Source organism: Micromonospora sp. NBRC 110009 (assembly GCF_030518795.1).
Lineage (GTDB): Bacteria > Actinomycetota > Actinomycetes > Mycobacteriales > Micromonosporaceae > Micromonospora.
Genome location: NZ_CP130427.1, coordinates 6,301,752 through 6,313,409, shown reverse-complemented (window position 1 = coordinate 6,313,409; position 11,658 = coordinate 6,301,752). Strand labels below are relative to the sequence as shown.

Here is an 11,658-nt window from a genome sequence, read left to right as displayed (position 1 = left end):
CGTCGGGTCAGGGCAGCGGCCACTCGTGGACCGGGCGGTTGCTGTGCATCAGGTCGACGTAGTGGCGGACCACCTCGCGCAGCGCCTCCGGCCGGTCCAGGTGGTCGGCCTGTTCGAGCCGGTGCAGGGTCTCCACCTGCCAGGTGGCGCCGTTGCGCCCGGTGAGGCAGCGCTGCTCGATGATCCCGAGCAGCCGGTCCCGCTCGCCCGGGTCGAGGCCCCACCGGTCCAGCCCGTGGTACGCCAGCGGCAGCAGCCGGCGCAGCACCAGCTCGGTCACCGGCAGGTAGCCCAGCCCGGGCCAGAACACCTGGGCGTCGATGCCGTGCCGGGCGCACACGGTGAAGTTCTCCTCGGCGGCGCTGAACGACATCTGTGACCACAGCGGCCGGTCCGACTCGGCGAGCGCGCGGACCACACCGAAATAGAAGGCGCCGTTGGCGACGGTGTCGATCACGGTCGGGCCGGCCGGCAGCACCCGGTTCTCCACCCGCAGGTGCGGGCGCCCCTTCAGCACGTCATAGACCGGGCGGTTCCACCGGTAGATGGTGCCGTTGTGCAGCCGCAGCTCGGCGAGCCTCGGCACCCCGCCGCCGGCCAGGGCCTGCGCCGGGTCCTCCGGGTCGCAGACCGGCAGCAGGGCCGGGAAGTAGCGCACGTTCTCCTCGAACAGGTCGAAGACGCTGGTGATCCAGCGTTCCCCGAACCAGACCCGCGGGCGTACCCCCTGGGCCTTGATCTCCTCCGAGCGGGTGTCGGTGGCCTGCTGGAACAGCGGCACCCGGGTCTCCCGCCACAGCTCCCGGCCGAAGAAGAGCGGCGAGTTCGCGCCGAGCGCGACCTGGACGCCGGCGACGGCCTGGGCGGCGTTCCAGTGGTCGGCGAACTGGGCCGGGCTGACCTGGAGGTGGAACTGGGTGCTGGTGCAGGCGGCCTCGGGGGTGATGGTGTCGGCGGTGGTGGCGAGCCGTTCCACCCCGCTGATCGAGATCGGCAGGTCCTCCCCCCGGGCGGCGAAGATCTGCTCGTTCAGCAGGGCGTAGCGGGGGTTGGCCGAGAGGGTGGCGGCGGTCAGGTGCTCGGGTCGCAGGGTCGGCAGGATCCCGATCATCACCATGTGCGCGCCGACCGTCCGGGCCTTCTCCTCGGCCGCGTTGAGGCTGGCCCGGACGTGCTTTTCGAACTGGGCGGTGCCGGTGCCGGCGAGCCGGCGGGGCGCCACGTTGATCTCCACGTTGAACTGACCCAGCTCGGTCTGGAAGTCCGGGTCGGCCACCGCCGCGAGCACGTCCGCGTTGCGCATCGTCGGCTGCGCGTCGTCGTCGACCAGATTGAGTTCGATCTCCAGCCCGGTCATCGGCCGTTCCACGTCGAAGCGCGACTCGCGCAGCATCTCCGCGAAGACGTCCAGGCAACGCCGCACCTTGTCCCGGTAGCGGGCCCGATCCTCCCGGCTGAAGGTCCGCGCGCCGACGTCCTCGCCCATGGTCACCGCCCTGTCACCGCTGGTTTCCCTAACCTCGCACGCCACGGCGGGGGAGGGGAAGGCCCGAATGACCTTTACTTACCCAGCGGCGGGCCTGGTGATCCCTGTCGCGTCCGGCGTTCGTCCCGCGGGTCTGCGGTGCCGGCCCGGCTAGCATCGCTGCCGAGCGAGGGGAGTGGTTCATGCGCGACAGGTGGGTCCGGCTGTTCGTGGCGGCGGCGGTCGCCGAGGCCTGCTCCTGGGCGGCCCTGCTGGCCGGCATGGTGGTCAAGTACGGCCCGCCGCGCAACGAGATCGGCGTGCACGTGTTCGGCCCGATCCACGGGGCGCTCTTCGTGGCGTACGGGCTCCTGGTGCTCGTGGTGGCCCGGCGGCGCCGCTGGTCGCTGCGGCACACCGGCATCGCGCTGGTCTGCGCCGTCCCGCCCTTCGCCACCGTGCTCTTCGAGCGCTGGGCCCGCCGCCGCGGCCTGCTCGGCGCGCCCGCACCGGCGGAGCGCCCCCTCACCCCGGTCGGCTGACCGGCCCGGGCGTCGTCTCGGTAAGGAAGTCGGCCAGCAGGCCGGCCAGGTGCTCCGGTGCCTCCTCGGCCATGTGGTGGCCGCAGGGCACCGAGGCGGCCCGGACGTCGTCGGCCCAGTCCCGCCAGATCGCGGCCGGGTCCCCGTACAGGTCGACCATGTCGTCCCGCTCCGACCAGACGAAGAGCACCGGGCAGGTGATCCGCCGCCCGGCCGCCCGGTCCGCCTCGTCGGCCGCCCGATCCGGGCCCAGCCCGGCCCGGTAGTCCTCGCACATCGCGTGCACGGTGGCCGGGTTGTGGATGGCCCGCCGGTAGTCGGCGTACGCCTCCGCGCCCATCGCCTCCGACGAGCCGCCGTACCAGGCGTCCGGATCGGCGTTGATCACCCGCTCGGCCGGCTTGTCGAGCTGGCCTAGGAAGAACCAGTGCCACCAGCGGGCCGCGAACCGGGCGTCGCAGCGGGCGAGCGCCGCACCGATCGGCACCCCGTCGAGCACCCCCAGCCGGCTCACCCGGTCCGCGTGGTCCAGCGCGGTCCGCATGGCCACGTACGCGCCCCGGTCGTGGCCGACCACCGCCGCTCGTGAGTGGCCGAGCGCGTCGAGCAGCGCGACCACGTCGGCGGCCATCGCCCGCTTGGCGTACGTGGTGTGCGCCGGGTCGCTCGGCGGTTTCGACGAGCCGCCGTAGCCGCGCAGGTCCGGGCAGATCACCGTGTGCCGGGCGGCGAGCAGCGGGGCGACCCGGTGCCAGGTGGCATGGGTACGCGGATGCCCGTGCAGCAGCACCACCGGCGGCCCCGAGCCGCCGTGCCGGACCCGCAGGCGTACCGGGCCGACGTCGATCTCGTCGAGGGTGAAGCCGGGGAACATGGGCCAGCGGTGCCCACGCGCGCCGGGCCGGAAACCTCAGGTGAGCGCCGAGCAGGCGGTGACGCCCAGCACCAGCAGCGCGCCGAGCGCCGCCTGGAGCAGCAGCGCCGGACCCAGGTGGGACCAGACCGTGGCGGTGCGCGGCGTGAGCTGCTGGCCCGTGGTCAGGTTGACGATCCGCTCGATCCGGGGTGGCAGGTCCGCGTCGCGCTGCGGGCGCAGCGTGAGCTGCACGTGGTCGCCGGGATAGAGGGCGCTCTGCGGCAGGTGGCCGTGCAGTTCGACCTCCACCAGCCGGTCGCCGACCTCGCGCACCCGTACCGGGGTGACCAGGAACTCGGGCCCCTTCTTCAGCTCCTTGAAGCTGCGCCGGGTGCCCCCGCCGCCGGTACTGAGCAGTGCCCGTACCAGCCGTGCCAGCAGCAGCACCACGCCCGCCGCGGTGAGCACCGCGACCAGCACCGGCTGCCTGACCCGGACCTCGCGGGCGTACCCCTCCATCAGCCGGACCAGCCGGCCGGTGACGATGCGTTCCGTCGGGTGGACGAGGCGCCGGCTGTGCAGCTCCGTGTCCATGTTCACCACCCAGAGTCCCGTTTCGTTCACCGATGGTATCGGCTCCTCGGGTTGAACGACGTGAATGAACGCCGGTCACGCGCCGCCCCGATCAGGTGACATCCCGGGTGGCGCGGGTATGCGTGCGGCCGAGCTGGAAAGGGGTCGAGCATGCAGCTGTCCTTCCTGCGCCCGCTCTACGACCGACCCGGGCCGTGGTGCTCGGTGTACCTGGACGCCTCCCGGGACACCCACGACTCTCGTCCGGCGGTCGACCTGCGCTGGCGCGCGCTCAAGGGGCGCCTGCTGGAGCAGGGCGCCGACCAGGTTACCGTCGAGGCGGTCGAGGAGGTCGTCCGCCGGCACGACCCGATGCCGGGGGACTACGGCATCGCGGTCTTCGCCAACCGGGGGCGGGTGGTGCTGACCGAGTACCTCTCCGCGCCGCCGCTGCGGGACCTGGGCACCTGGTCGGCCCTGCCGCACACCATGCCGCTGGTCGCCCAGCGCGGCGAGCAGATCGCCTGGGTCCGGGTGCTGGCCGACCGGATCGGCGCGGATGCCATCGCGGTCAGCGCCGGCGGGGTGCCCCGGAAGGCGCACATCGTCGGACGCGAGAGCTATCAGCTCCGCCAGGTCAAGCCGGGCGGGTGGTCCCAGTCGCGCTACCAGCGCGCGGCGATGGAGGCGTGGCACCACAACGCCGGGGACGCCGCCGCGGCCACCGCCGAGCTGGCCGACAAGGTCGGCGCGGACGTGGTGGTGGTCGCCGGCGACATCCGGGCCAGCGGCATGATCGCCGCCCAGCTCCCGGAGCGCTGGCAGGACGTGCTGGTACGGACGGACGCCGGCTCCCGCAGCCGGGGCGCGGACCCGATGGCCATGGACGACGTCACCGTGCAGACCATCGCCGAGATCGCCGACCAGCGGATCACCACCGCGCTGGACCGGTTCGGCGTGCAGGAGGACGTCGGGGCCGGCCTGGACGCCGTGGTCTCCGCGCTGCAACGCAACCAGGTCGACACCATGCTGATCGTGGACGACCCGTCCGCCGACGGGGAGCTGTGGGTCGGTCCCGAGCCGACCGAGATCGCCACCGATCCACGGCAGTTGGAGGCCATGTCGGTGGCCGATCCGCAGAAGGTACGCGCCGACGCCGCGCTGCTGCGCGCGCTGATCGGCACCGACGCCGAACTGACCGTGCTCGCGCCGGAGGAGGCGCCGGAGCTGACCGACGGGGTCGGCGCGGTGCTGCGCTACGTCGACGCGAGCACCCCCGGCCGGGGCAATGGCTGATCGTACGGGGGCGGACCTGGTCGTCGAGCGGCTGCGCGCCTGGCGGGTACCCCGGGCGTTCGGCTACCCGGGCGCGGCGATCGCCCCCGTGGTGGCGGCGCTGGACGCCGCCGGCGGGGATCCGGAGTTCATCCCCGCCCGGCACGAGGAGACCGCCGCGTTCATGGCCACCGGCCATGCCAAGTTCACCGGTGAGATCGGCGTCTGCCTGGCCACCCAGGGGCCGAGCGCGGTACACCTGCTCAACGGTCTCTACGACGCCAAGCTGGACAGCAAGCCGGTGGTGGCGATCGTCGGGGAGGACGTCAGCGGGCCGCTCGGCGGCGCGCACGAGGAGATCGGGCTGAGCCGGCTCTTCGGCGACGTGTGCAACCAGTTCGTCCGGTACGCGCGGGTACCGGGCCAGGTGCCGGCCGTGCTCGACCAGGCGTTCCGCACCGCGGCCGCGACCCGCAGCCCGACCTGCGTGGTGTTGCCGCACGCGGTCCAGGTGGCCGTCGTGCCGGACCTGCCACCGCAGACCGCCGGTGTGGTGTCGGCGACCCCGGGCGAGCCGCTGGCCCGGGTGCTGCCGCACGACGGCGACCTGGCGGCCGCCGCCTCGCTGCTGACCACCGGCCAGCGGGTGGCGGTGCTGGTCGGCCAGGGCGCGCACGGCGCGGGCGACGAGATCGTGGCGCTGGTCGACCGGCTGGGTGCCGGGGTGGCCTGCTCGCTGCTGGGCAAGCCGGTGCTGGACGAGCGGCTGCCCTTCCATACCGGGGTGCTCGGCGAGGTCGGCACCACGGCCGCCGCCCAGCTGATGGGGGGCTGCGACACGCTGCTCCTGGTCGGCACCAACGACCCGTGGACCGACTGGTTCCCGATGCCCGGCCAGGTGCGGACCATCCAGATCGACATCGACGGCCGGCGGATCGGCACCCGCTACCCGGTGGACGTGCCGCTGGTGGGCGACGCGGCGGAGACGCTCCGGGCGTTGCTGGCCCGGGTGCCGGACCGCCCCAACCAGCAGTGGCGGGGCGTGGTGGAGAGCTCCGTGGACCGGTGGCGGGAGGAGGCGGCGGCCCGGGCCGCCGCGCCGGCCGAACCGATCAACCCGCAGCTCGTGCTGCACGAACTCGCCGGCCGTCTGCCGCACCGGGGTGCCGTGGCCGTCGACGTCGGCTCGGTCATCTACTGGTACGCCCGCCACCTGGAGCTGCCGCCGGGCGTTCGCGCGCAGCTCTGCGGCACGCTCGGCTCGATCGGGTGCGCACTGCCGTACGCGGTGGCGGCCAAGCTGGCCCGCCCCGACGAGCCGGTGCTCGCGCTGCTCGGCGACGGGGCGATGCAGCTCAACGGGCTGGCCGAGCTGATCACCGTGGCGCACCACTGGCGGGAGTGGCGCGACCCGCGACTGATCGTGCTGGTGCTGAACAACCGCGACCACTCGGGTACGGGCGGCGGGCGGCAGCCCGGCGGCGCGGTCACCGACCGGCGCCTCGACGTGCCGTACGCCGGCTGGGCCCGGCTGCTCGGCCTGCACGGCGTCCGGTTGGACCGCCCCGAGCTGGTCGGTCCCGCCTGGGACGAGGTGCTGGCCGTGGACCGGCCCGCCGTGCTGGAGGCGGTGGTCGATCCGGCGGTGGCGCTGGACCCGCCGGAACCGGCCCTGGCGGACCTGCGCGGCCTCTTCGCCGACGGGGACGCCGCGCGCCGGGTGCGGGAGAGCATGCTGCAGAACCGGTGGACCGTGGAGGCCGAGGACCTGGTCTGAACCGGTCGACGCCGCCGTGTCGGCGGCGGGTCTGCGCCCGAGCGGTACGCCTCACCGAGGCGTACCGCTCGGGCGTCGTGCGGCCGGTGCCCCGCCCTGGACCGGCTGGCCCGGCGCTCCCGTTGCGCCCCTGGACGGCGGGGCAGGGCGAGTCGACGCGCCTGGGTGCGGTGCGTGGTCAACGCCCCGCCGACGGACACCCGAGGATTGGTCCGACCCGTGGGGGGATGCCCCGTTTAGACCCCATAGGGACGGGAAGCCGGGCCGCGTGGTGAGCGAACGAAGCACGGTGGGATCGGTGCGCAAGGGGCCGGTGGGGCCGGCCGGCGGTGCCGGGCTGGCCGCCGAGCGGATCGTGGCCCCGGGCAGCACCGCCCGGGTACTGCTGGCGGCGACCGTCCGGGCGCTGCGTGGCGACGACTGCGGCGACCTCGGCCAGGCTGCGGTGCTCTCCCGCCTCACCGGCGCGCCCGAGCCGGTGCGCCGGGCCGCCGCCGCCCGGGCCGCCGGACGGCTCGCGCTGACCCCCGCCCAGGTGGCCGAGGTGGACGCCGAGCGGGTGGCGGCCTGGATTGCCGACCAGTACCCGGCGGGCCGCTGGCCCGGGGCGGTGCTCGGCGCGCCGCACGGCGCGGCGGTGCACCTCGCCGTGGCCCTGGGCGTGCCCTGGCTGCCGGCCGCCTTCGAGATGACCGTGCACTGGACCCGCGGCGCGGTCGACCGGCCCCGGGCCGCGCTCGACCACGGTGCCGCCCTCGCCGGCCGCCTGCTCGCCGGCAACCCGCACGTGCACGTCCGCCAGGTGCACTGCCCGGCCAGCCGGGGCGCCTCGGCCGGCGCCACGCTGGCGCTCGCGGTGCGCTGGCGGTCCCTGCCCGGGGCGTACGCCCGGTTCCTGGCCGACCGGCTCGAACCCGGCGCGCCGGTGCTGCTGCTCGACGACGCCCGGACCTGGCCGGTGCTGGACGAGGGCCAGGGGCACAGCTTCCAGGTCGGCTCCCCGGCCAGCGGCCTCGACCCGGTCGACTTCCACCCGGACGCGCACGCCTTGCGGCAGGTGCTCCGTTCGGCCGGCGGCGACGGGGCGCACTGGGAGGCGCCGGACGTCTCCTCTCCGCAGGCCTTCGCGGAGCACGGCGTGGAGTCCGGTTTCGGGCACGGCCTGCGGACCTGGACCGATCGGCACGGGCATCCGCTGCACCGGGTGCTCGCCCCGCAGCCCGACGCGCTCAGCGCCGCCACCGCGGACCTGTACCGGCACTGGCTGCGCCGGGCCGGCAAGACCGGCAACCGCCTGGTGGTGGAGTGCGGCCGGCTGCTCGACCCGTGGCAGGTGATCCGGGCCGGCCTGGTGCCCTACTGGTGCGAGAACGCGACCCGGCGCCGGGTGGACGGGGTGGAGTGGTGGCTCGCGGGCAGCGAGCCGTTCAGCTCGGTGGACGTGCTGCCGGAGCCGCCCGGGGTCCGCTCGCCCGCCCTGGCCGGCCTGCCGCAATGGCTCGCCGTCGCGGCCTTCGGACGGCGGCGCCGGGCGCTGGACCGGGGCTCGGCGCGCGGCTACCCGGTGAGCACCGTACCGACCCGGCGCGCCACGGAGGTGTTGCGCAACCAGCCGTACGACCTGCCGGTCCCGCCGCCCCTGCCGATGACCGAGGCGCTCGCGGCGCTCCGCGCGGCCGGTGCCGCCCAGGGGCTGATGGTCTCCTGACACCACCCGGTCAGCAACAACGGCGAATCATCCTCGCGATCCTGCGGTCCGTGATTGAGTAACCACGGAGCGGGAACACCGCTCGCTGCGACGGCCCACGACGCCGAGTGGCGAGCCGTCCTCCGTTCCTGGCGTTCCGTCACGTAACCCACTTTCCGGCCCGGTGCGTGGCCCGACCACGCGCACGACCGGTCATCCCGATCCGGGCGGGGGACACCTTCCTGAGGGAGGCGCGGATGTTCGGACAGACCACCACACCCACACCACCACCCACCGAGCGGGGCCTGGAGGACCTCGACGCGGCGGCCCTGGCGTACGCGGCACGGATCGAGGGGCTGCCGCCCGAGCGGCGGCAGGAGGCGCGGGACGATCTGGTCCGGTTCGCGCTGCCCTTCGCCGGCCGGCTGGCCCGCCGCTACCGGGGTCGCGGGGAACCGCTGGAGGACCTGGAACAGGTGGCCCGCCTCGGCCTGGTCAACGCCGTCGACCGGTACGACCCGGAACGGGGCTCCTTCACCGCGTACGCGGCGATCACCATCGTCGGCGAGATCAAACGGCACTTCCGGGACCGCACCTGGGGCGTGCACGTGCCGCGCCGGCTGCGCGACCTGATCCTGGAGGTCGGGCAGGCGACGGCCGCGCTGACCAGCGAGCTGTCCCGCGCGCCCACGGTGGCCGAGCTGGCCGAGCGGCTGGAGACGCCCGAGGAGGAGATCCTCGCCGCCCTGGAGTCGGCCGCCGGCTACAGCCCGGCCTCGCTCAACGCGCCGGTCGGCGGGGAGAGCTCCGCCGAGTTCGGCGACCTGGTGGGCGAGTCGGACAACGCCCTCGAATCGGTCGACGACCGGGTCACCGTGAGCGGCCTGCTGCACCGGCTGCCGTGGCGGGAGCGGCGGATCCTCGCCATGCGCTTCTACGGCAACCAGACCCAGGCGGAGATCGCGGCCCGGTTCGGCATCTCCCAGATGCACGTCTCCCGGCTGCTCTCCCGGGCGCTGACCTGGCTGCGGCAGGCGATGCTCGCCGACGCCCCGCCGCCGTGGCAGAACGGCGCGGCCGAGTCCGAGCCGGCGAAGACCCGGATCTCGGTCAAGCAGAACGGCGACCGGGTCGTCGTCGAGGTCGGGGGAGAGGTCGACCGGGACGGCGCCGACCAGCTCCGCAAGGCGATGCTGGAGGCGGTGACCGGGCAGCCCCGCGAGGTGGTCGTCGACCTGGTGGGGGCGGGCGGCTTCGACGCCGGCGGGATCGCCGCGTTGATGGCCGGCCGGGACGCGGCCGCCCGCACCGGAGTCCCGCTGCGACTGACCCGGGTGCAGCCCGCGGTCCGCCGCTCCCTCGTCGCGGCTGGTCTGCCGCCGGCCGACTGACCCGTACCACCCAGGAAGGGCCGGCGCCCGACGGCGCCGGCCCTTCGGCATGGTCCCGCGCTCAGTGCTCCGGGGTGTCCCCGTGCCCCCGGGGGTGCTCCCAGCGCGGGTTCGACGGCTGGGTGCGCTGCGGGCCGAGCTGGGTCTCCTCCGGTTCGTCGGTCTCCTCGAAGCTCGGCCGGAGCACCTCCTCCGGCTCCGGCACCTCGACCGGGCGGGCACCGGACTGCGGCGCGGGTTGGTACTTGACCGCCTCGCGGGCGCCGTGCGCGCCCTCGGCGGCCGGCGCCTCCGGGGCGTACGGCACGTGCCGCAGCTCTTCGGCGAACCGCTGCGGCGGCTTGGTGCTGCGCTGGGGCAGATCCCGGCCGAGGTCGGCGACGAGCTGCCCGTACTTCGCGTCGAAGGCGGGCCGCTCCGAGCGGATCCGCGGCATCCGGTCGAAGTTGCGCAGCGGGGGCGGGCAGGTGGTGGCCCACTCCAGCGAGTTGCCGTAGCCCCAGGGATCGTCCACGGTCACCATCGCGCCGTACCGCCACGACTTCCAGGCGTTGTAGATGAAGAACAGGGTGGAGGCGCCGAGGATGAACGAGCCGATGGTGGAGATCTCGTTCAGGACGGTGAAGCCGTCGGTGGGCAGGTAGTCGGCGTACCGCCGGGGCATGCCCTCGTTGCCCAGCCAGTGCTGCACCAGGAACGTCATGTGGAAGCCGACGAACATGGTCCAGAAGTGGGCCTTGCCGAGCCGCTCGTCGAGCATCCGGCCGGTCATCTTCGGGAACCAGAAGTAGACGCCGCCGAAGGCGGCGAACACGATCGTGCCGAACAGCACGTAGTGGAAATGCGCCACCACGAAGTACGTGTCGGAGACGTGGAAGTCCGCCGGCGGGCTGGCCAGCAGCACCCCGGTGAGGCCGCCGAACAGGAAGGTGACCAGGAAGCCGACGGCGAAGAGCATCGGCGTCTCGAAGGTGAGCTGGCCCTTCCACATGGTGCCGATCCAGTTGAAGAACTTGACCCCGGTGGGCACCGCGATCAGGTAGCTCAGGATGCTGAAGAACGGCAGCAGCACCTGGCCGGTGACGAACATGTGGTGCGCCCAGACGGTCATCGACAGCACGGTGATCGCGATGGTGGCGAGCACCAGACCGGTGTAGCCGAAGATCGGCTTCCGGGCGAAGACCGGGATGATCTCGGTGACGATGCCGAAGAACGGCAGCGCCACGATGTAGACCTCGGGGTGGCCGAAGAACCAGAACAGGTGCTGCCAGAGCATCGGTCCGCCGGTGGTCGGGTCGTAGACGTGCGAGTGCAGGAGCCGGTCCGACGCCAGCGCGAAAAGGGCGGCGGCGAGCAGCGGGAACACGAAGATCACCAGGACGCTGGTGAGCAGCAGGTTCCAGGTGAAGATCGGCATCCGGAACATCGTCATGCCGGGGGCGCGCAGGGTGATGATCGTCGTGATCATGTTGACCGCGCCGAGGATGGTCCCGAGGCCGGAGAGCGCCAGCCCGACCACCCACATGTTCCCGCCCACCCCTGGGCTGTGCTGCGCGGTGCTCAACGGCGTGTACGCGAACCAGCCGAAGTCCGCCGCGCCCCCGGGGGTGACGAAGCTGGCCATCAGGATCGACCCGCCGAACAGGTAGAGCCAGTACGCCAAGGCGTTCAGCCGCGGGAACGAGACGTCCGGGGCGCCGATCTGGAGCGGGACGATGTAGTTGCCGAACGCGAACACCAGCGGGGTGGCGAAGAACAGCAGCATGATCGTGCCGTGCATGGTGAACGCCTGGTTGTACTGCTCGGGGGAGAGGAACTGCATCCCCGGGCGGCCCAGTTCGGCGCGCAGGAGCAGGGCCAGCACCCCGCCGATCAGGAAGAAGCCGAACGACGTGATCAGGTAGAGCAGCCCGATCAGCTTGGCGTCGGTGGTGCGCAGCAGCCGCCAAAGCGAGCCGCCCCGGATCGCCTCGCGGACCGGGCCGGGATAGCCCCCGAACCGGGCCGGAGCTAGGATCGCCGGCCCCCGGTCTCTCGCCGGCTCCGTGACTACCCGCTTGGGCATGGCTCTCACCCCGTCTTGGCGACAGAA

At 73.7% G+C, this 11,658-nt stretch carries 9 protein-coding genes; 5 read left to right on the top strand and 4 right to left on the bottom strand.

Annotated features, from left to right (window positions below; all coding sequences use genetic code 11):
* Nucleotides 1-7 precede the first annotated feature (7 nt).
* Nucleotides 8-1,486 (bottom strand): glutamate--cysteine ligase family protein, encoded by a 1,479-nt coding sequence (locus Q2K19_RS29845; protein WP_302765492.1) that lies wholly within the window; start codon nt 1,484-1,486, stop codon nt 8-10.
* Nucleotides 1,487-1,668: 182 nt separating this feature from the next.
* Between Q2K19_RS29845 and Q2K19_RS29840 the strand changes: the two genes are divergently transcribed.
* Nucleotides 1,669-2,007: a DUF3817 domain-containing protein gene (locus tag Q2K19_RS29840; protein WP_302765490.1), complete on the top strand. Its 339-nt coding sequence runs from the start codon at nt 1,669-1,671 to the stop codon at nt 2,005-2,007.
* On the opposite strand, the gene Q2K19_RS29835 is transcribed toward Q2K19_RS29840, so the two are convergent.
* Both Q2K19_RS29835 and Q2K19_RS29830 read right to left on the bottom strand, forming a co-directional pair.
* Nucleotides 1,991-2,881 carry an alpha/beta fold hydrolase gene (locus tag Q2K19_RS29835; RefSeq protein ID WP_302765489.1) on the bottom strand — a complete coding sequence of 297 codons (891 nt, stop codon included), beginning with the start codon at nt 2,879-2,881 and terminating at the stop codon, nt 1,991-1,993. The genes Q2K19_RS29840 and Q2K19_RS29835 overlap by 17 nt on opposite strands.
* Before the next feature lie 36 nt (nt 2,882-2,917).
* Nucleotides 2,918-3,466: a hypothetical protein gene (locus Q2K19_RS29830; RefSeq protein ID WP_302772828.1), complete on the bottom strand. Its 549-nt coding sequence runs from the start codon at nt 3,464-3,466 to the stop codon at nt 2,918-2,920.
* Nucleotides 3,467-3,607: 141 nt separating this feature from the next.
* Between Q2K19_RS29830 and Q2K19_RS29825 the strand changes: the two genes are divergently transcribed.
* The 4 genes from Q2K19_RS29825 to Q2K19_RS29810 all read left to right on the top strand — a co-directional run bounded on the left by Q2K19_RS29825 (nt 3,608) and on the right by Q2K19_RS29810 (nt 9,566).
* On the top strand, nt 3,608-4,732 hold the full coding sequence (locus Q2K19_RS29825) for a baeRF2 domain-containing protein (RefSeq protein ID WP_302765488.1): 1,125 nt from the start codon (nt 3,608-3,610) through the stop codon (nt 4,730-4,732).
* Nucleotides 4,725-6,488, top strand: a complete 1,764-nt coding sequence (locus tag Q2K19_RS29820; protein WP_302765487.1) for a thiamine pyrophosphate-binding protein — start codon at nt 4,725-4,727, stop codon at nt 6,486-6,488. Before Q2K19_RS29825 ends, Q2K19_RS29820 begins: the two co-directional genes overlap by 8 nt.
* 289 nt (nt 6,489-6,777) lie before the next feature.
* Complete coding sequence (locus Q2K19_RS29815) at nt 6,778-8,196, top strand: hypothetical protein (protein WP_446839745.1); 1,419 nt, start codon at nt 6,778-6,780, stop codon at nt 8,194-8,196.
* Nucleotides 8,197-8,432: 236 nt separating this feature from the next.
* Complete coding sequence (locus tag Q2K19_RS29810; RefSeq protein WP_302765485.1) at nt 8,433-9,566, top strand: SigB/SigF/SigG family RNA polymerase sigma factor; 1,134 nt, start codon at nt 8,433-8,435, stop codon at nt 9,564-9,566.
* A 61-nt stretch (nt 9,567-9,627) separates the two neighbouring features.
* Here Q2K19_RS29810 and ctaD read toward each other — a convergent pair whose 3' ends face one another.
* Nucleotides 9,628-11,631, bottom strand: a complete 2,004-nt coding sequence (ctaD, locus tag Q2K19_RS29805; protein ID WP_302765484.1) for an aa3-type cytochrome oxidase subunit I — start codon at nt 11,629-11,631, stop codon at nt 9,628-9,630.
* Nucleotides 11,632-11,658 lie beyond the last annotated feature (27 nt).